The 19,469-nt window shown below is 74.8% G+C and carries 20 protein-coding genes; 14 read left to right on the top strand and 6 right to left on the bottom strand.

What is annotated here, in order from left to right:
* Positions 1-110: 110 nt before the first annotated feature.
* Complete coding sequence (locus AXF14_RS02425; RefSeq protein WP_067940484.1) at positions 111-1,388, bottom strand: M48 family metallopeptidase; 1,278 nt, start codon at positions 1,386-1,388, stop codon at positions 111-113.
* A 94-nt stretch (positions 1,389-1,482) separates the two neighbouring features.
* Here AXF14_RS02425 and AXF14_RS13855 point away from each other — a divergent pair, with 94 nt between their 5' ends.
* From AXF14_RS13855 to AXF14_RS02410, 4 genes are all read left to right on the top strand, one after another.
* Positions 1,483-1,626 (top strand): hypothetical protein, encoded by a 144-nt coding sequence (locus tag AXF14_RS13855; protein WP_169798241.1) that lies wholly within the window; start codon positions 1,483-1,485, stop codon positions 1,624-1,626.
* A 96-nt stretch (positions 1,627-1,722) separates the two neighbouring features.
* The gene (locus tag AXF14_RS02420; RefSeq protein WP_067940480.1) at positions 1,723-1,920 is read left to right on the top strand and encodes a hypothetical protein; all 198 of its coding nucleotides are present in this window, start codon (positions 1,723-1,725) and stop codon (positions 1,918-1,920) included.
* Positions 1,921-1,936: 16 nt separating this feature from the next.
* Positions 1,937-2,530, top strand: a complete 594-nt coding sequence (locus tag AXF14_RS02415) for a DUF1349 domain-containing protein (protein WP_067940476.1) — start codon at positions 1,937-1,939, stop codon at positions 2,528-2,530.
* 208 nt (positions 2,531-2,738) lie between these two features.
* A complete protein-coding gene (locus AXF14_RS02410) occupies positions 2,739-3,458 on the top strand; it encodes an aminoacyl-tRNA hydrolase (RefSeq protein WP_067943938.1) in 720 nt (239 codons plus the stop codon).
* Between the two features lie 79 nt (positions 3,459-3,537).
* On the opposite strand, the gene AXF14_RS02405 is transcribed toward AXF14_RS02410, so the two are convergent.
* Both AXF14_RS02405 and AXF14_RS02400 read right to left on the bottom strand, forming a co-directional pair.
* On the bottom strand, positions 3,538-4,152 hold the full coding sequence (locus AXF14_RS02405) for a GtrA family protein (protein ID WP_067940471.1): 615 nt from the start codon (positions 4,150-4,152) through the stop codon (positions 3,538-3,540).
* Between the two features lie 184 nt (positions 4,153-4,336).
* Positions 4,337-5,005 carry an HAD family hydrolase gene (locus AXF14_RS02400; RefSeq protein WP_067940467.1) on the bottom strand — a complete coding sequence of 223 codons (669 nt, stop codon included), beginning with the start codon at positions 5,003-5,005 and terminating at the stop codon, positions 4,337-4,339.
* 92 nt (positions 5,006-5,097) lie between these two features.
* Between AXF14_RS02400 and AXF14_RS02395 the strand changes: the two genes are divergently transcribed.
* From AXF14_RS02395 to AXF14_RS02385, 3 genes are all read left to right on the top strand, one after another.
* Positions 5,098-5,715, top strand: coding sequence for a GNAT family N-acetyltransferase (locus AXF14_RS02395; protein ID WP_067940464.1), 618 nt, complete (start codon positions 5,098-5,100; stop codon positions 5,713-5,715).
* Between the two features lie 105 nt (positions 5,716-5,820).
* Positions 5,821-7,176, top strand: coding sequence for a M18 family aminopeptidase (locus tag AXF14_RS02390; protein WP_067940460.1), 1,356 nt, complete (start codon positions 5,821-5,823; stop codon positions 7,174-7,176).
* 8 nt (positions 7,177-7,184) lie between these two features.
* Complete coding sequence (locus tag AXF14_RS02385; protein ID WP_067943936.1) at positions 7,185-7,646, top strand: YchJ family protein; 462 nt, start codon at positions 7,185-7,187, stop codon at positions 7,644-7,646.
* A gap of 141 nt (positions 7,647-7,787) precedes the next feature.
* Here the strand turns inward: AXF14_RS02385 and AXF14_RS02380 are convergent, their stop codons facing one another.
* On the bottom strand, positions 7,788-8,906 hold the full coding sequence (locus AXF14_RS02380) for an NADH:flavin oxidoreductase/NADH oxidase (protein ID WP_067940456.1): 1,119 nt from the start codon (positions 8,904-8,906) through the stop codon (positions 7,788-7,790).
* A gap of 84 nt (positions 8,907-8,990) precedes the next feature.
* Here AXF14_RS02380 and AXF14_RS02375 point away from each other — a divergent pair, with 84 nt between their 5' ends.
* Together AXF14_RS02375 and AXF14_RS02370 are read left to right on the top strand one after the other, a co-directional pair.
* Positions 8,991-9,947 (top strand): patatin-like phospholipase family protein, encoded by a 957-nt coding sequence (locus tag AXF14_RS02375; protein ID WP_067943934.1) that lies wholly within the window; start codon positions 8,991-8,993, stop codon positions 9,945-9,947.
* Between the two features lie 176 nt (positions 9,948-10,123).
* Positions 10,124-11,146 carry a VOC family protein gene (locus tag AXF14_RS02370; protein ID WP_211260114.1) on the top strand — a complete coding sequence of 341 codons (1,023 nt, stop codon included), beginning with the start codon at positions 10,124-10,126 and terminating at the stop codon, positions 11,144-11,146.
* A gap of 20 nt (positions 11,147-11,166) precedes the next feature.
* On the opposite strand, the gene AXF14_RS02365 is transcribed toward AXF14_RS02370, so the two are convergent.
* Positions 11,167-11,706: an NUDIX domain-containing protein gene (locus AXF14_RS02365; protein ID WP_067940452.1), complete on the bottom strand. Its 540-nt coding sequence runs from the start codon at positions 11,704-11,706 to the stop codon at positions 11,167-11,169.
* A gap of 254 nt (positions 11,707-11,960) precedes the next feature.
* A complete protein-coding gene (locus tag AXF14_RS02360; protein ID WP_084355291.1) occupies positions 11,961-13,301 on the bottom strand; it encodes a hypothetical protein in 1,341 nt (446 codons plus the stop codon).
* 136 nt (positions 13,302-13,437) lie between these two features.
* On the opposite strand from AXF14_RS02360, the gene AXF14_RS02355 reads away from it, so the two are divergent.
* The 5 genes from AXF14_RS02355 (at position 13,438) to AXF14_RS02335 (ending at position 19,389) form a co-directional block, all read left to right on the top strand.
* Positions 13,438-14,496, top strand: a complete 1,059-nt coding sequence (locus AXF14_RS02355; RefSeq protein ID WP_067940449.1) for an alpha/beta fold hydrolase — start codon at positions 13,438-13,440, stop codon at positions 14,494-14,496.
* Positions 14,497-14,627: 131 nt separating this feature from the next.
* Positions 14,628-15,215 carry a biotin transporter BioY gene (locus AXF14_RS02350; protein ID WP_417862364.1) on the top strand — a complete coding sequence of 196 codons (588 nt, stop codon included), beginning with the start codon at positions 14,628-14,630 and terminating at the stop codon, positions 15,213-15,215.
* Between the two features lie 68 nt (positions 15,216-15,283).
* Positions 15,284-16,309 (top strand): bile acid:sodium symporter family protein, encoded by a 1,026-nt coding sequence (locus AXF14_RS02345; protein ID WP_067940445.1) that lies wholly within the window; start codon positions 15,284-15,286, stop codon positions 16,307-16,309.
* Between the two features lie 138 nt (positions 16,310-16,447).
* The gene (locus tag AXF14_RS02340; RefSeq protein WP_067940441.1) at positions 16,448-17,542 is read left to right on the top strand and encodes an LLM class flavin-dependent oxidoreductase; all 1,095 of its coding nucleotides are present in this window, start codon (positions 16,448-16,450) and stop codon (positions 17,540-17,542) included.
* Positions 17,543-17,733: 191 nt separating this feature from the next.
* Entirely contained in the window at positions 17,734-19,389 is a 1,656-nt protein-coding gene (locus tag AXF14_RS02335; protein WP_067940437.1) for an ABC transporter substrate-binding protein, read from the top strand.
* Positions 19,390-19,469: the final 80 nt, after the last annotated feature.

Below are 19,469 nucleotides of genomic sequence, written 5' to 3'. Positions count from 1 at the left end.
CGCCTCGTCCTCGTGCGGGGGCTCCTCGTCCGAGGGGCCGTCGGTGTCGTCATCATGGTGTCCTCCTCGGTGCTGGGTTGTCGTGCTGGATGCGGCTCGAGGGCCCGTCGTCAGTCGGCGGTGGGGGAGCCCGGTCGGACCGGGCCCGCGCCGCGGTCGTCATCGGGGCGGGCGGTCCCGTCGGGGCCGTACCCGGAGGTGGGCGGGACCGACGGCGGAGCCGCCCGGGGCGGTGTCTGCCGGTCGCTGTCCGGGCCGCTCCGGGGCGGCTCGACGACGGGCGGCGCGGTGCGCGGCACGGGCGTCGGGTCGGCCAGGCGCACCGCGTCGCGCGGGACCTCGTAGGCGACGCCCGGGTAGCGGCCGAACTGCTCCCCGCCGTCGACTCGCGGCGCGACGGCGTCGAGGTGGGCGAGGACCTGCGGCGGCGAGGGCCAGGCGCCCGAGGCCTCCGTCCCCGCGGGCTGCACCGGCGGGAACCAGGCGGTCGTGGCGGGCGGGCGCAGCATGAGGCGACCCGGACGGCTGCGGTCGCGCAGGGCGTGGGCGCGCCACGTGCTCACCGGGTGCGAGGCGCCCCAGACGACGAGGTGCAGCCACAGGTCCCGCTCGCGCGTGGCGCGGTCCGCCACCGAGTGGAGGTTGACGTGCGCACCGAGGTACTTGCCGGCCGTGAGCAGACCGATCATCCCGGGCACCCCCTGCGGCGCGATCGCGTAGCCGTGATTGTCCGCCGTGTACTCCTGGGCGCGGGAGAGCGCCGGTCCGAGCAGCGGCACCTGGGCCGCGAGGGTCGTGAGGATGAGGCGCGTGTAGGAGACGTGGCCGGCGGCGAGGTGGCCGACCTCGTGCGAGATGACGAAGCGCAGCGCCTCCGGGTCGCGCACCGAGCCGCCGACCTCGAAGAGGTCGGAGTAGACGACGACGTAGCGCCGGAAGCCGTGCCCGGCCGCGAAGGCGTTGACCTGCCCGTTGCCGAGGAGGACGTAGGCGTCCGGCACCTTGCGCAGGCCGAAGGCGTTGGCCGCCTCGACCACCATGCGGTAGGCCTCCGGGAACTGCGTCGGCCCCATCTGGACCGCCATCGCGCGCTGCCGGGCGTACATGAGCGCGCGGCCGATCCACAGGATGACGGGGAGCGCCGGGACGACGAGGAGCAGCTGCGTGCCCGTGCCCTCGGTGAAGAAGCTGCGGACCTCGCCGGCCGCGCCCGAGGTGGACGGCCCGTGAGCGAGCCACACGAGGACCACGACCCACGCGGCGTAGGCCAGCGCCGTGACGACGACGCAGGCGTAGACGAGCGGCATCTCGGCCGGGTGCCTCAACGCGCTCGTGCCCCGGCGGCCGTGGATGGTCGCCCCGTTGAAGAGTGTCGGCTGCTCGTCCATGCTCACACGCTATCGGCGTGCGATGGTGGGGCGGATCCTCCTCGGGGACGAAGGGGCGGGGAGGGGCCCCGCCGCTGGGCCGTAGTGTCGGCTCATGAGCACCGGAGACGGCGAGCACCTGGATGAGGCCCTGGCGGAGGCCCGCGCCTTCGTCGACGACGATCCCCTGGCCGCGGCGGTCCTGGGCTGGGCGCTCGACGCCGTCGACGAGCTCGGCAGCCGCCAGGACGGGGAGTGAGAGCTGCGCGTCGCACGCACCCAGCTCACCTTCGCCCGGCGCCGTGGCTTCCTCGTCGTGTCCCGCCCGGAGCGGATGGGGCGCCGACGCTACCCCGTGGCGCTCTCGCTCGGCGTCGGCCGTGAGATCGAGTCCGATCGCTTCGCGGCCGTCGCCCACCCGACCAGGAGCATGTGGATGCACCACCTCTGGCTCCTGCGCGACGAGGGCACTGCACCGCTCGAGGGCGGGGCCGGTGAGGAGCTGCGCGGCTGGGTGGTCGAGGCCTGGGAGGACGCCGCACCCGGCCGGTGACCGGTAGCCTCGTGCCGTGAGCGACATCCCCTGGAGCGACGGCCGCTGGACCCACGAGCCCGAGGGCGTCGAGGAGCGCGACGGCGACCTCCTCGTCACCGCCGTCGAGGGCTCCGACGCTTGGCGCACCACCTCCTACGGGTTCGTCCACGACTCCGAGCACGCCCTCCTCGCGCCCTTGCCGCAGGACAGCGCCGTCGAGGTCGAGCTCACCACCGCCTTCACCGAGCAGTTCGACCAGGGCGGCGTCCTCGTCCGCGTCGACTCCGAGCACTGGGTCAAGGCCGGGGTCGAGTACTCCGACGGCGCCTGCCAGCTCGGGGCGGTCGTGACCGCTCCCGTGTCGGACTGGTCCGTCGCGCCCGTCCCGGAGTGGACCGGTCGCCGCGTCCTGGTCCGGGTCTCCCGCAGCGGCGACGCCCTCACGGTGCGCGCCGGCGTCGTCGAGGCGCCGGGCACCCGGCCCGAGCTCCGGCTCGTCCGCGTCATCCCCTTCCCGGCCGACGCCGTCGCCGAGGCCGGTCCCTTCACCTGCGCCCCCACGCGGCCCGGGCTCACGGTCGCCTTCCACGCCTGGCGCCTCACCGAGGCCGACGCCTCGCTCCACTGAGTCCACCGAGGGCGGAGCGCCGGCCCCGCGCCCGTGCGGCGGCGCTAGGGTCGCGGGCGTGACTCCCGCGCACCCCTCCGACCGCACCAGCGCCGACGCCCCCGTCTCCCCGCTCACCGGGCCCGTGCCCGCGTCCGTGGCCGACGCCGAGCGCCCGGCCCTCGACCCGGCACTGCCCGGCAACCCCGACCACGCGGTCCCGTGGGGCATGCAGATCGCGGTCCACTACGACAAGGTCGACCCCGCCCGCCGCATCGACGTCGCCGAGGCCACCGCCCGCGCCGTCGTCACCCTCCTCGCCTCCCCCGAGGCCGCCCCGGGCGGCCCCTGGCACGAGGCCTGCGACTACTGGCGCGACGGCCGCATCCGCAAGCTCGTGCGCCGCGCCCGCGGCAAGCGCTGGGACGAGGTCCAGGACCTGCCCGGCGCCACCGTCGTCCAGGACGGGCCGCGCGGCTGGGGCAGGGCCGAGGCCCGTGCCTTCGTCCCCGGCCCCGTCAAGCCGCTTCCGCCCGCGCTTGCCAAGACGCAGGTCGAGGGCACGCACTTCCCCCACGGCGACGAGCTCCCGCCAGCCCCGGCCGCCATCACCGCCCGCGTCGAGCGGGACCCGGAGGCCGCGTCGCAGATCGAGCTCGGGGAGGACTCCGCCTCCACGGACGCGATCGTCACCGTCGAGGTGACGCCGCTCGAGGTCATGACGAGCGGCAAGCTCTGCGCCCAGGTCGCCCACGCCGCCCAGCTCGCCTGGGAGAGCGAGGAGATGCCGGAGGCGGTCCGCGAGGCCTGGGCCGCCGACGGCTACCGCGTGCACGTCGTCCTCCCGAGCCGGGAGTCCTGGGAGGCGACGCCGCGACCCGTGTCCATCATCGACGCCGGCTTCACCGAGCTCGACGGGCCCACGGAGACCACGCGCGCCTTCTGGTGACGGGTGGACCGCCGGGGCGACGTTCGGGGGCGGGCCGTCGTCGTCGGGGCCGGTGCGGCCGGGCCGTTGAGCCGCGGGCTCAGGCCGCGACCCGGACGGCGGACTCGTCGTCGGGATCGGCGTCGGCCGGCTCGGGCGTCCCGCGGAACACCCACAGGCGCATGAGGACGTACAGGTAGAGGCCCTCGCAGCACGCGGAGCTGAAGCGCGCCAGCTCGGCGTTGACGCCCGCCCAGTGCAGGAGCGAGGACAGCCCGAGGATGAAGATGACGTACTGGCTCACGAGGCCGACGGCGTAGCGCGAGCCCTGGGACGCGAAGTGCCCGCGCGCCTGGAAGTTGAGCCAGCGGTTGAGCAGCAGCGAGTAGACGCCCGCGACGGCGTAGGAGACCGTGACGGCGAGCGGGTACAGCAGGTGCAGGTGGTCGTAGAGGACCCACAGGACCGTGACGTCGAGGCAGAAGCCGGAGCCGTTGATGAGCGCGTAGCCGACGAAGGTGACCGGCACGCGGCGCCGCAGCGAGCGCGGGAGCAGCCGGTGCAGGCGCGTGATGAGCCGGAGGAAGGCGCGCGGGGCGATGCGCGAGGGGTCGTCGAGGCGGTTGCTCACGCGCGCGTGGGCGGCGCTGACGCGACTTCCGGGGCGCCGGGGCGCGCGTGGCGACGCGCCGTCGCGCTGCTGCGATCCCGCCATGCCGTTCCTCACCCGGGCCCTCGCGGCCCCGTCGTCCCCGAGTCTGTCGCGCGACGACGCCGTCGGACAAGTCCGGGAGAGTGAGAGAAGAGTCGCCGTTCCTCCTGCCGAGGAATGAGACGGGGCGTGCGCGAGCCCACCGATCGGATCCGGCGCCGTCGAGTCCGGACCAGGGCGCCGACTCTCAGGCGGTGAGCGCCTCGATGATCTCCTGGCGCAGCGCGGCGTCCCCGCCGTCCGCCGGGTGGTGCACGGTGCGGATGCCGAGGGCCGCCGCGCCGACGACGTTGCGCTCCGAGTCGTCGACGAAGAGCGCCTCCTCGGGCCGGGCGCCCGCGAGCTTCAGCGCGGCGGTGAAGTAGGCCGCCTCCGGCTTCGCGGCGCCGAGCGAGCAGGAGTAGGCGTCGACGTCGCACAGCCCGTCGTAGCCGAGGCTCTCGCGCATCCAGACGCGGCGCTCCCAGAACTGGTTCGTGGCCAGCACGGTCCGGTACCCGGCGGCGCGCAGGTCGCGGACCACCTGCCAGGCCCCGGGGTCCGGGACGGCCCGCTCCCACAGGATCTCGATGTCGGGCACGGGCGTCGTGGCCCCGGTCTCCGCGCGCACCCGCGTGATGAGGTCGCGCATCGTCTCGCGGCCCGCGAGCCCGGCGCCCTCCTCGGAGAGGAGGCGCTCGCAGAACTCCGGGCCCCCGACGGCCGTGAGCGCCTCGACCCACGGGGTGCCGATGATCTGCAGGACGCCGTCGGCGTCGAGGAGGACGGTCGTGATCGGGCCGGTGCCCGCGGGCGGGATGGAGGGGACGTGGCCGGCGGTGGGCTGCGAGGTCGTGGCGTCGGGGGAGGGGGTCATGCCCCGAGTCTGTCAGCAAGGCGTGAACGGCGGGCGACCGCCGGACCGACCGTGACGCCGCGCGCCGAGCCGCCGGGTGCGAGACTGCCCGCATGCCCTCCGCCGCCGACACCGCCGCCCCCGGCTCGCCCGCACCGACCGTCCGGCTCCTGCGCGCCGAGGACGCCGTACGCCTCTCCGAGCTCGAGACCCGCAACCGCGCCTCCCTGCTCATCGGCGCCCCCGAGCGCTCCGACCACTACGTGAGCCCCCAGGGGCAGCGTCAGGTCATCGCCTCCCTCCTCGCCGCCGCCGAGCTCGGCACCGCCCTGCCGCTCGTCGTCGAGCTCGACGGCGAGGTCGTCGGCCGCGTCACCGTCTCGAACGTGGTGCGCGGCCCGCTCCAGTCCGCCAACGTCGGCTACTGGCTCGACGCCGCCGCCCGCGGCCTCGGCGTCATGAGCGCCGCCCTGCCCCGCGTCGTCGAGCGGGCGCTGGCGCCGCGCTCACGGACCTTCGCCGACGGCTCCCGCGGCCTCGGCCTCCACAGGCTCGAGGCCGGCTGCCGCCCCGACAACCCCGCCTCAGGGCGAGTCCTGGAGAAGTCGGGCTTCCGCGAGTACGGCCACGCCGAGCGCTACCTGAGGCTCGGCGGGCAGTGGCACGACCACCGGCTGTTCGAGCTCCTCAACGACGAATGGGAGGACGACGCCGCGGACCTGCCGCGATAGGCGACGCCGATGACGGGCCGTGGCGGTGCTGCGGGTCCCGTGCACGGGGTCGGTTCACCCGCAACGGGCCCGGATCGTGTCCCGAGGAGGTGACAGACTGGCTCCATGTCATCGCGTCCCACCCCCGCCCAGACGCTCACCGACCCCGACGACTACACCGCCTCCCTGGCCGACCTCGTCACCGCCTCGCCCACGAGCTACCACGCCGTCGCCGAGGTATCCGAGCGCCTCGGGGCCGCCGGGTTCACCCGCCTCGCCGAGACCGAGCCCTGGAACGAGCTCCCCGCCCGCGGACTCGTCGTCCGCGACGGCGCCGTCATCGCCTTCATGCTCCCCGAGCGCCCCGGCCCGGCCACCGGCTTCCGCATCGTCGGCGCCCACACCGACTCCCCGGCCCTCAAGCTCAAGCCGCGCGCCGCCCTCGACCGCTCGGGCTGGCAGCTCGTCAACGCCGAGGTCTACGGCGGCCCACTCCTCGACTCCTTCCTCGACCGCGACCTCGGCCTCGCCGGCCGCCTCACCACCCGCGACGGCGCCGTCCACCTCGTGCGCACCGGCCCCGTCGCCCGCGTCTCCCAGCTCGCCCCGCACCTGGACCGCAGCGCCAACGACTCCCTCCGCCTCGACCGCCAGGCCCACCTCATGCCCCTGTGGAGCCTCCTCGACGACGAGGGCTCCGACGCCGCCTCCCGCGGCGAGCACGACGCCGTCGAGCAGTACCTCTGCGAGCTCGCCGGCGTCGACTCGGCCGAGCTCGTCGCCCACGACGTCCTCACCTACCCCACCGAGGCCCCCGCCCGCATCGGCCGCCACCGAGAGTTCCTCGCCTCCGCGCGCCTGGACAACCTCACCTCCGTCCACGCCGGCCTCGTCGCCCTCGAGGCCCTCGCCGCCGGCGGCGAGGGCGCCTGGGACGCCGCGAACGCCCGCGACGTCGTCGTCCTCGTCGCCAACGACCACGAGGAGGTCGGCTCCGAGACCCGCTCCGGCGCCGCCGGCCCCTTCCTCGAGGACGTCCTCGCCCGCCTCGCCGCCGGCCTCGGCTACGAGGGCGAGGAGCGCGCCGCCCTCATGGCCCGCTCGATCTGCGTGTCCGCCGACGCCGGTCACTCCGTCAACGCGAGCTATCCCGAGAAGCACGACCCGCAGGTCCGCCCCCTCATCAACCACGGCCCCCTGCTCAAGATCAACGCCTCGCAGCGCTACGCCACCGATGCCGTCGGCACTGTCGTGTGGGACCGCGCCTGCCGCGCCGCCGGCGTGCCCTACCAGGACTTCGTCTCCAACAACGCGGTCTCCTGCGGCACCACCATCGGCCCGATCACCGCCGCGCGCATCGGCGTCACCACCGTGGACATCGGCCAGCCGCTCCTGTCCATGCACTCCCAGCGCGAGATGGCGGGCGTCCTCGACGGCCCGTGGATGTCCCAGGCCCTGCGCGCCTACTGGGCGGGGGAGTGACCCCGCCCGTGCGCCGCCCCGCCCTCGGGCTCCTCGGGGCCGACCGCCGCGCCCAGCGCGCCGCCGGCCCCGCCGAGTCCTGCTGCCCCTGCGGCTCCGGCCGCTCCCTCGTGGCCTGCTGCCAGCCCTACCTCGACGGCGAGCCCGCGGCGACCGCCGAGGCCCTCGTGCGCTCGCGCTACACGGCCTTCGCCCGCGGGGACGAGGACCACCTCTTCCGGACCTGGCACCCCCGTACCCGCCCCGCCGGCCCCTACGGGGACCCGGCCACGACGTGGACCGGACTCACGATCGAGGAGACGGTCGGCGGTGGCGACGACGAGCCCGACGGCGCCGAGGCCGTCGTCGAGTTCACCGTCCGCTACCGCCTCACCGGCGCCGACGGCGCCGCAGGGCCCGAGCAGTCGATGCGCGAGCGCAGCCGCTTCCTGCGCCGCGCCGGCCGCTGGCTCTACGTCGAGGCCCTTTGACTGACCGAGGGGCCGCGCCCCGGTCCGCAGAGCGCGTACCCGTCCCGGCGCAGTGGGAGCCCCGGGTCGTGCCGGACGCCTGGCACGGCCCAGGGCTCCCACCGTCGTCGGCCCTCCTGGACCGGGCGGCGCTGCAGCCGCTCAGCGTCGCCAGGCGCCGCGCCAGTAGGGGACCGGGAAGCCGGCCTCCTCCCAGTCGTTGACGCCGAGCTCGTGCGCCCAGCGCAGCGGCACGTAGGGGTCGCGCAGCGCCACGCGCCCGACGGCGACGGCGTCCGCCCGGCCGGACTCGAGAATCTCCTCGGCCTGGGCGCCGTCCTCGATGATGCCGACCGCCACGACGACCGGGGCCGCGCCGGCCGCCGTCGTCATCCCGGCGAGGGCCTCCTTCACCTGCGCCGCGAAGGGCACCTGGTAGCCCGGGCCGATCGGGACCGTGCCCGGCACGTTGCCGCCCGTCGAGACGTGGACGACGTCGACGCCCGCCTCGACCAGCTCACGCGCGAAGTCCGCCGTCTCCTCCCCGGTGAGGCCGCCCTCGGCCCAGTCGGTCGCGGAGAGGCGGATGTCGAGGACGCGGTCCGGGCCGATGACCCCGCGCACCGCCCGGACGACCTCCAGCGGGAAGCGGAGGCGCCCCTCGACGGAGCCGCCGAACTCGTCGTCGCGCCGGTTCGACAGCGGCGAGAGGAACTCGTGGATGAGGTAGCCGTGCGCGCCGTGCAGCTCGATGACGTCGTAGCCGGCCTCGACGGCTCGCGCCGCGGCGTCGACGAAGGCCGTGACGAGCCCCCGCACTTGCTGGGTGGTGAGCTCGCGCGGGACGGCGTGGCCCGGGTAGGCGATCGGGCTCGGGCCGATGAGGTCCCAGCCGGGCAGCGTCCCCTGGCGGGCCTTCGTCACGTCGGGGCGCCACGGGGCGGTGCCGGACTTGCGGCCGCCGTGCCCGAGCTGGACGCCGGCGAGCGCGCCGCCCGCGTGGACGGCGTCGACGATCGCGCGGTGGCCCTCGATCTGGGAGTCATCCCAGAGGCCGAGGTCGTAGGCCGACAGGCGGCCGCGCGCCTCCACGGCGGTCGCCTCGACGATGACGGTTCCGAAGCCGCCCTCGGCGCGGGTCGCGTAGTGGATGACGTGCCAGGGGGTCGGGACGCCGTCCTCCTCCGGCACGTTGTACATGCACATGGGCGGCAGCCACAGGCTGTTGCGCGCCTGCTTCGCGCCGAGGTTCAGGGGCTGGAGGATCCGGGGCTTCGTCATGCGCCCAGGCTAGGGCTGCGGTCCGTCCACGGGCACGGGGCGTTCGCCGACGGCCCTCGCCCGGGCGGTACGGTGAGCGCCATCATGAGCTGCGCACAGGATCCCCGTCCCTCCGTCGGTCGCCCCGTCCCCTACGGGCAGCCCGGCCACGAGCCCGCCCCGATCACGACCCGCGTCGACGACGTCGCGCTCGTCTTCGAGGGCGGCGGCATGCGCGGCACCTACACCGCGGCCCTCGTCCAGGTCCTGCTCGAGGCGGGACTCCACTTCCCGTGGGTCGGCGGCATCTCCGCCGGGTCGACGAACACCGTCAACATGGTCTCGCGCGACCTGTGGCGCACCCGTGAGGCCTTCGTCGGCCTCACGACGGACCCCGAGGCCGGCGGCTGGCGCTCCTTCGCCCACCGCCAGGGCTACTTCAACTCGGAGCACATCTACCAGCACACCTCGCTGCCCGAGGAGTCCATCCCCTTCGACTGGCCGACCTACAAGGCCTCCGACGTCACGGTGCGCATCGGCTCCTACCGCTGCGACACCGGCGAGGAGGTCTACTGGGGCATCGAGGACATGCCCGACCTCGCGACCCTCGGGACCCGCTGCCAGGCCTCCTCCTCGATGCCGGTGCTCATGCCCGTCGTCGAGATCGACGGCCACCCCTACCTCGACGGCGCGCTCGGCCCGACGGGTGGGTTCGCCACCGATGCCGCCCGCGCGGACGGCTACACCCGCATGCTCGTCGTCTCGACCCGCCCGGCCGGCTACCGCAAGCCCGAGGAACGCCGCCCGCGCGCCTACCGCCGGATGTTCCGCCGGATGCCGATGGTCGCCGAGGGCCTCATCAACCGGCCCGCGAACTACAACGCCGAGCTCGAGCGCATCGAGCAGGGCGTGCGCGACGGCGAGGTCTACCTCTTCACGCCCGACCGCATGAGCATCGAGAACGGCGAGCTGCGCTACGACCGCGTCATCGGCGCCTACGAGGCCGGCCTCGTCCAGGCCCGCCGCGAGCTGCCGAGGATCCTCGAGTTCCTCCGCGTCTGAGCCCCGCCGAGATCGGGACGTCCTGACCCTGAGATCGGGACGTCCTGACCCTGAGATCGGGACGTCCGCGGGCTCAGCTCGGTCGGACGGCGCCGCGCGCCCGGTCGTCTGAGTCCGGGATCACGGAACGTACTCCCACCTCTTGTGGTTGACTGTTCAACGAACAGGAGGTCCTCATGACCAGCGCTCCCGCCACCTCCCCGCTCCTCGACGTCGCCCACCGCGGCGACGCCGTCTCCCGGGCCGCCCACCCCGTCGCCGACGGCGAGCGCCTCGACGCCCGCACCCGCATGGGTGCCGTCGAGCTCCTCGTCGCCGACCGCCGCGCCATGGAGGACTTCTACGTCCGCGGCGTCGGCCTCACCCCGCTCGCCACCGACGCCGGCCGCACCGTCCTGGGCCTGGGGGAGCGCGTCGTCGTCACCCTCGTCGACGCCCCGGACCTCCGCCCGCGTCAGCAGGGCACGGCGGGTCTCTTCCACACCGCCGTCGTCTTCGACTCCCCGCGCGAGCTCTCCCGCTCCCTCGTGCGCATGTGGGTCCGCCACCCCGAGCTCTTCGAGGGTCCCGGCGACCACCTCGTCTCCCAGGCCTTCTACTTCCACGACCCCGAGGGCAACGGCGTCGAGCTCTACTACGACCGCCCCCGCGAGACCTGGCAGTGGGACGAGAACGGCGTCCGCATGGACACCCTCGCCATCGACCCGGGCGAGTTCCTCATGAGTCACCTCGGCGTCTCCGGCACCCAGCGCGAGATCGCCGCCGCCCGCGAGGGCCTCGCCGTCCCCGCCGGCCGCGAGGTCTCCGCCGACGACGGCCTCGACGTCGGCGGTCAGGTCGGGCACGTCCACCTCCAGGTCGGCGACGTCGGTACCGCCCGGGACTTCTACGTCGACGCCCTCGGCTTCGACGTCACCAGCGTCATCCCCGGTCAGGCGCTCTTCGTCTCCGCCGGCGGCTACCACCACCACATGGCCATGAACGTCTGGGGCACGCGAGGCGCCGGCCTGCGCACCCCGGCCCTCGGCCTCGGGACCGTGGACATCACGCTCCCCGACGCCGTCGGGATCGCCGCGACGGCCGAGCGCCTGCGCTCCCACGGCGTCCGCTTCACGCAGGACGTCGACGCCGGCGACGGCGCCGGGCGCCTCGTGGTCCCCGACCCGTGGGGCAACGAGCTGCGCCTCTCCGTCGGCTGAGCCTCAGCGCCCGCGCCGCCTCAGTGCTCGCGGGCCTCGCGGTAGAGCTCGATGCTCTCGCCCTCCCGGAACCCGAAGGTCGTGATCGGCGGGACCGGGGCGCCCCCGGGCTCGAGCGAGGCCGCGAGCAGGCCCAGCACGACGCGCTCGTGCGGCGGCACCCGCTCGGGCAGCGCGTCGAGCGCGAACCACTCGAGGCCGCCGTTCCTCTCCGGCTCCTGCACGGCCGGCTCGCCGTCCCACTCCCGGAGGACGAGGAAGAAGTCGACGCGCTGCTCGATGGCCGCGCCGCCGAGGTCGCCCGTGCGGTGCATCGCCGTGAGCGGCTCCAGCGCGCTCTCCTCGACCTCCAGACCGAGCTCCTCGCGAGTCTCGCGCACCGCCGTCGCGAGCACGGACTCGCCCGACTCGACGTGCCCTGCCGCCCCGCAGGCCCAGTGCCCGTCCATGTAACCCGTGTTCCGGCGCAGCTGGAGGAGCACCTGCGGCGCAGCGCCCTCGCGCTCGCGCAGGAGCAGGACGTAGGCGGCGGGGACGAGGCTGAAGGAGTGGACGGCCATGGGAGCACCGTAGCCTCGAGCCGGCCCGGGTCCCTGCCGGCGCCGTTCTCAGCGGACACCCGGGCCCGCCCTCAGCGACCTCCCGGGATCGGCCTCCAGAGTTGACCCCGTCAACGGAGTCCGGGCGCCCCAGGACGGCCCGTCGCCCGCACGGGGCCGACAGCGCGCCGGCGGCGAGGGCGGCAGGACGCGATCACGGAGCCCGGGCGCCCCTGGGCGACCCCGCGACGCCTCCTCACGATGCAGGACCGCGCTCAGCCGAGCGCAGCCGCCCGGACGACGACGGCGACGAGCTCCTCGACCCGCTCCGGCCTGTCGGTCGGCAGGGTGACGACGAGCGGCCAGCCGGTCACGCGCTCCTCCCCGCCCAGGTCCTCCCACGCGCCCGAGCGCCCCGCGGCGATGAGCGCGCCCGGCCAGTCCAGCGGGCGCGCGAGCACGGCCCGTCCTCCGACGGCGTCCGAGCCGTCCCACAGCGCCGGTCCCCACAGTCCTCGCGCCGACAGGTCCTCCGCCAGCGCCGTGAGCGCCTGCGCGCGGCCGGTCACCGCGACCGCGCCGGACCAGGGCGCGTCGAGAACGCGGAGCGCGGGCCCGGGTGCGCGGCCGGGACCGGCTCCGACGGCGTCGGCGCCCCGGGTGCCGCGGGGCGTCCCGCTCGGCGCGGCGGCGACGCGCAGCGCCTCGCCCAGCCGGATCCGGAGGTCCTGCGCAGTCGCCCCGCGCCAGGCCGCCTCTCCGCCGGCGGCGCGCCCGAGCGCCTCGACGACCGCCTCGCCGGCGGCGACGGGGGAGAGCGCTTCCTCGATGGCGTCCTCGTGCCGCTCGGCGAGCTCGCAGACCTCCAGGCGCGCAGTCCCGAAACCGGGCGCTCCCGGGGCGAGTGCGCGCAGCCGCGCGACGGCCGCGGCGAGGGCGGCCCCGAGCGCCGTCGACCCCTCGTCCACGGGAGCGCGCCCCACGAGGTCGCCCGCCGGGTCCCAGCCCCGCGTCCAGCCCTCCCCCGACCAGACGAGCAGGGCTCCGTCGGGGACGGGCAGCGTCTTGCGCAGGCTCGCGACGACGACGTCCCAGGGCCCGTCGTCGTCCGCCGGCCCACCGGCAGTCCGACCGTCGCCGGCCCGACTGCTGTCCGTGGCCCCGTCGTCGGCCGTCCCGGCGGCGCCGGCCCCCGCACGGAGCAGCACGGCCCGGTCGAGCACCGAGTGCGAGGCGTCGAGCACCACCGCGGAGCCCGCCTCGCGCGCCGTCCTGAGCGCCGCACGCAGCCCCGCGCCCGCAGCTGCCCCGTAGGTCTCGCAGTGCAGCACCGCCGCCCCGGGCTCCACCACGAGCGCCTGCTGCAGCGCCCCCGCGTCCATGAGCAGGTCCGCACCGCAGGGCACGCCCCGCACCCGCAGGCCCTCGAGCTCGAAGGGCGCGGCCATCGTCGCGCAGCGGTACGCCGGGACGAGCACCGCCCGCACGCCGAGGCCCCGCAGGCGCCGGGCCACGAGCGCGAGCGCCTGCTTCCCGTTGCCCACCAGCACCCGGCCGCCCGTCGCGGCCGAGCGGTGGCCGGGCGCCCGGCTGCCCGTCGTGACGCTGATCTTCACCCGCACAGGCTGCCACGTGAGACGGATCCCGCGGTATCCGCAAGAAGGTTCACAGGGGCCCTTGCGGCCCACTCACCCGTCGGAGCCTGTTACTAGCCTGTGACCGTCCTTGCGCCCCTCGATCACCGAGCCTCCTGTGAAGTCCACCAGCTCCTTCCTCACCGCCACGGACGGCAAGCGCCTCGCCGTGCGCTCGTGGGTCCCCGACGCCGTGCGCGTCCTCGGCAGCCCCGCGCGCCCGGAGCCCGCCACCTCCGACGGCGGTGACGAGCGCGCACCGCGCGCGCCCCAGGTGCGCACCGACGTCGCCCCCGAGCCCGGCTCGCCGCGCGCCGTCCTCCAGGTGGTCCACGGGATGGCCGAGCACTCGGGCCGCTACCGCCGACTCGCTGCGGCCGCCTGCGCCCGCGGCCTCGCCGTCGTCGCCGACGACCACCGCGGGCACGGCGCCACCATCGCCGCCGACGACGAGCGCGGACACACCGGCGACGCCTCCTCCTGGCGCCAGCTCCTGCGCGACCAGGACGTCGTGCGCGACGAGATCGCCCGCACCTGGCCCGACGCCCCCGTCATCCTCCTGGGCCACTCCTGGGGCTCGCTCATCGTGCGCGGGTCGCTCGCGCGCTGCGACCGCCGCCGCGTCGTCGGCGCCGTCGTCATGGGCACGGCCGGCGACCCCGGGGCCCTCGGCCGCGTCGGCCGCCTCCTCGCCCTGGCCGAGGCCCGGGCTCGCGGCCCGCGCCACCCCAGCGCGGTCCTCGAGTCGCAGATCATCGCCCCCTACAACGCCCCCTTCGCGCCCGCGCGCACGGTCGTGGACTGGCTCGCCCGGGACGAGTCCGAGGTGAGCAGCTACCTCGCGGACCCGCTGTGCGGCTTCACCTGCACCGCCGGCTTCTACCGCGACCTCCTCGAGGCCGGCCTCGCCGTCAGCTCCCGCCGCGCCTTCGAGTCCATCCCGTGCGACCTGCCGCTCCTCGTCGCCTCCGGGGCCGAGGACCCCGTCGGGGGAGCGGGCAAGGGCGTCACCGAGGTCGCCACCCGCATGCGGCGGGCCGGCGTCCGCGACGTGACCCTCCGCCTCTACCCCGGAGCCCGGCACGAGCTCCTCAACGAGACGAACCGCGAGGAGGTCACTCGCGACCTCCTCGCCTGGGTCGAGGAGCACCTGCCCGAGCGGCGCCTCACCGCCTGACGCCCCGCCGCTCCCGACGGCGCCCGGGCCGCAGCCGCCCGAACCCCTTGTGGGGATCCTCCAATTCGGACGGCCCGTTACCGGCGACCTCGCCCGATGCCGTGCGGCACCGTCCTTCCTACGCTTGTCGCATGACGATGAACGAGATCCTCAGCTCCCGCACCGCCGCCCCGTCGACCGCCGACGTCGCCCCGCGCTCCCGGGCCCGGCTCCTCGCCCGCGAGGCCGGCCTCGTCCTCGCCGGCACCGCCGCCATCGCGCTCATCGGTCAGGTCGGTCTGCCCCTTCCCTTCACCCCCGTGCCCGTCACGCTCGGCACCCTTGCCGCCCTTGGCGTCGGCGGCGTGCTCGGCTCGCGCCGCGGCGTCGCCTCCGCCCTCCTGCTCGCCGGGCTGGCGGCCCTGGGGGCCCCGGTCCTCGCCGGCTGGTCGGGCGGCGTGACCGCGTCCTTCGGCTACGTCCTCGGCTACGCGCTCGCGGCGGCCGTCGCCGGTCGTGCCACCGCTCGCCGAGACGGCGCCCGGCCGGGGCTGCTCGCCCGGGTGCTGATCATGGTCGCCGCCTCCGCGGTGGTCTACGTGCCGGGGCTCATCTGGCTCGCCGTCGCCACCGGCATGGGGCCCGAGGCGACGATCGGCGCGGGCCTCGTCCCGTTCATCGTCGGCGACCTGCTCAAGTCCCTCGCCGCCGCGGGCGCGCTGCGCGGCCGGGTCTCCTGAGCCCCCGGAGTCGACCGCCTGCTGAGACGCCCCGTCCCACAGTGAGGACGGGGCGGTAGGAGGGCAGCATGAGCACTCCCCAGGTTCGGACGTCCCAGGCGAGCCCCGCCCCCGCGGCGGGCCCCAGCAAGGAGGACCGGTCGGCGCGCGTCGCCGTCACCGTCTTCCCCCTCCTCATCCTGGCGTCCTTCGTCATCGCCATGGTCATCCCGGACCAGGCCGCCTCCCTCGCCACCGGCACCAACATCGCCCTCGGCATCATCATGTTCGGGATGGGCCTGACCCTCACGCTGCCCGACTTCGCCCTCGTCGCCCGGCGCCCCGTGCCCGTCGTCATCGGCGTCATCGCCCAGTACGTCATCATGCCGAGCGTCGCCTGGGTCCTCACCAAGGTCTTCCAGCTCGACCCGGCCCTCGCCGCGGGCGTCGTCCTCGTGGGCTGCGCCCCCGGCGGCACCTCCTCCAACGTCATCTCCTACCTCGGCAAGGGCGACGTCGCCCTCTCGGTCACGATGACCTCGATCTCCACCCTCATCGCGCCGATCATGACGCCCCTGCTCACCAAGTGGCTCGCCGGCCAGTACATGCCGGTCGCCGGCGGCGACATGGCCCTGTCCATCGTCAAGATCGTCCTCGTGCCGGTCCTCGGCGGCCTCCTCGTGCGCATGGTCGTCGGCCGGCTCGTCGAGAAGGTCCTGCCCGCCCTGCCCTGGATCTCCGTCCTCGGCATCTGCTACGTCGTCCTCGCCGTCGTCGGCAAGAGCGCCGACACCATCAAGGCGGCGGGCCTCCTCGTCGTCCTCGTGGTGGCCTGCCACAACGTCTTCGGCTACCTGCTCGGCTGGTGCGCCGGCCACGTCGCCGCCAAGGACGACCCGCGCGTCGCCCGCACCACCTCCATCGAGGTCGGCATGCAGAACTCCGGCCTCGCCGCGGGCCTCGCCATCCAGTACTTCACGCCCGAGGCCGCCCTGCCCGGCGCCGTCTTCTCCATCTGGCACAACCTCTCCGGCGCGGTCCTCGCGACCGTCTACCGCCGCTCGGACGCCTGGATCCGGGCCCGCCGGGCCGACGTCGGCGCCCCGAGCGCGTGAGCCTCCCCGGCCCGGGGGTCGTGTGGCGCCCGCGGGCCCCTGACCTGGGCCGTCGTGCCGGGCGCTGAGACCCCCGCCACCGCGGCGTGGGCCGTGCGTCCCGGGCGCACGCCCGCACCGCGCCGTTATGGTGGCGCGGTGACCGCAGCCAGGACCCCGGCAAGCAGCACCTCGCCGGTGCTCTCCGTCCTCGACCTCGTCCCCGTCTCCGCCGGCCGCAGCCGCGCGGACGCCCTCACCGAGATGGTCGAGCTCGCGCGCACCGCGGACCGCTCCGGCTACGAGCGCTACTTCCTGGCCGAGCACCACGGCTCCACCACCTTCCTTGCGAGCGCGACCACCGTCCTCATGGGGCAGGTCCTCGCGGCCACCGAGCGCATCGGCGTCTCCTCGGGCGGCGTCATGCTCCCCAACCACGCCCCGCTCGTCATCGCCGAGCAGATCGGCACCCTCGCGACGATGTACCCGGGCCGCGTCGGCCTCGGCATCGGGCGCGCGCCCGGCACCGACCCCATCACCGCCGCCGCCCTGCGCCGCCGAGCCGCCGACCCGGGCCGCTTCACCGAGGAGATCCTCGAGGTCCTCGCCTACCTCGGCGAGGTCGCCGGCGACGCCACGGCCGTCCCCGGCTCCCTCCTGCCCGACGACGACCCCGACGCCGTCGCGCCCGCGATCCCGCAGCGCGTCCGCGCCGTCCCGGGGGAGGGGACGAGCCCGCGCGTCGCCGTCCTCGGCTCCTCCGTCAACGGCGCCCGCGTCGCCGGCAGCCTGGGCGTGCCCTTCATCGTCGCCTCGCACTTCGCCCCGGCCCCCGCTGAGGCCGCTCTGGTCACCTACCGCTCCGTCTTCGACGCCGGGGCCCCCACCGTCGTGGAGGATCGTCGGCCTCACGCCGCCGCCGCCGTCAACGTCATGGTCGCCGAGACCGCCGAGGAGGCCGAGCGTCTCTTCTCCACCCAGCGCGCCGCCTCCGCCCGCACCGTCGGCGGCCGCCCCGCGCCCCTCGACCCGCCGAGCGAGGACGCCGCGGCCTGGCGGTCCCTCGCCTCCGGCAAGGACAGGGCCGTCGAGGCCTCCCTCGCCCTGTCCTTCGTCGGCACCGCCGACGACGTCGCCGCCCGCCTGCGCGAGCTCGCCGAGCGCTGGGACCTCGACGAGGTCCTCGTCCTCACCTACGCCCACGACGCCGCGGCGCGTCGCCGCTCCTACGAGCTCCTCGCCGCCGCCTGGTGATCTCCGGGAAGGGGCGTGCGCCCGTCGGGGTCCCGCGACCCGCGAGCCCCGCATGGGTGTGACGTGAACCGCACATGAACGCGGGAGGTGACCGGCCATCGAGATCGATGCATACTCATGCAGTCGACCGGCGCGTCAGGCCCCGGCCCGCCGGAGACACCGGCACCCCGTCCTCGGAGGTACATCACCCCATGAACACCCCCCAGATCTCCCGTCGTTCCTTCGGCCTCGGCATGGCCGGCATCACCGCCGTCATCCTCGCCGGATGCGGATCCAGCTCGGACTCCTCGTCCTCCTCGAGCGCCTCCGCCTCCGCCGCCTCGGGCGGCCAGGGCAAGGCCTCCGGCGGGTCCCTCACCCTCGCCTACAACTCCGACGGCCCCCACAAGGCCTGGGTCGAGGCGGTCTGCAACTCCGTCAGCAACACCCTCGGCATCACGATGGAGCCGCTGCCCTTCGCCCAGTTCTCCGAGCTGCGCGACCAGATCACCAAGCACACCCTCGTCGGCGCCTTCCGCTCCGGCTGGCAGGGCGACTACCCGTCGATGGCCAACTTCCTCGGCTCCGTCTACCAGACCGGCGCTGGCTCCAACGACGCCCAGTACTCCAGCGCGGACTTCGACGACCTGCTCGCCCAGGCCGCCGCCGCGAGCGACGACGCCACGGCCCTCGCCGACTACGAGAAGGCCCAGACGCAGCTCCTCACCGACCTGTCGGCCATCCCGCTGTGGTACCAGAACGGCTTCGGCGGCTACTCCAACAACGTCTCCGACGTCGAGTTCGACTGGCACGCCGTCCCCGTCTACCACGCCATCAAGACCACCGCCGACGACGGCGTCGTCCTCGCCAACGGCACCGAGCCCCAGAACCCGCTCGTCCCCTCCAACACGAACGAGGTCGGCGGCGGCCGCATCGTCGACCTCCTCTTCGCCGGCCTGGTCTCCTACAAGACCGACGGCTCCGTCGAGAACGAGGTCGCCGAGTCGATCGAGACCAGCGACAACCAGAACTTCACCGTCAAGATCAAGGACGGCTGGAAGTTCTCCGACGGCACCGCCGTCACGGCCGACTCCTTCATCAAGGCCTGGAACTACGGCGCGCTGCTCTCCAACGCCCAGCTCTCCAGCTACTTCTACGAGCCCATCGAGGGCTTCTCCTACGACAAGGACTCCGAGCTCACCGGTCTCAAGAAGGTCGACGACCTCACCTTCACCATCAAGCTGACCGCCCCGGCCTCCGACTTCGCCCTGCGCCTGGGCTACGCCGCCTTCTACCCGCTGCCGGACTCCGCCTACGACGACATGGACGCCTTCGGCGAGTCCCCCGTCGGCAACGGCCCCTACACGCTGGACAGCTGGGACCACGACTCCCAGGCCGCCCTCGTCGCCAACGCCGACTACGACGGCGTCCGCAAGCCCGCCAACAAGGGCGTCACCTTCACCTTCTACACGGACTACGACGCCGCCTACAACGACCTGCTCTCCGACGCCGTCGACGTCATCGACTCCGTCCCGGACTCGGCCCTGTCCTCCTTCAAGGACGACCTCGGCAAGCGGGCCATCAACCAGCCCGGCGCCGTCATCCAGTGCTTCGCGATCGACGTCAACACCGAGCACTTCAAGATGGACGAGGAGGGTCGCGCCCGCCGTGCCGCCCTCTCCCGCGCCATCGACCGCGCCCAGATCTGCGACACCCTCTACTACGAGACCCGCACCCCGGCCTCCGACTTCACCAGCCCCGTCATCCAGGGCTGGACCGACAAGGTCGACGGCAACGAGGTCCTCACCTTCGACGCCGACGAGGCCAAGAAGCTCTGGGACCAGGCCGAGGCCATCTCGAAGTTCTGACCCGCCGACACCACGGGCGAGGTGCTCGTCGCGCGCCGCGACGAGCACCTCGCCCGCTGTCAGGGCGCGCCACCCCGCGC

The organism is Actinomyces radicidentis (assembly GCF_001553565.1).
GTDB lineage: Bacteria > Actinomycetota > Actinomycetes > Actinomycetales > Actinomycetaceae > Actinomyces > Actinomyces radicidentis.
Note: the sequence above shows the minus strand (reverse complement) of the source record. Positions and strands in the feature narration are given on the sequence as shown.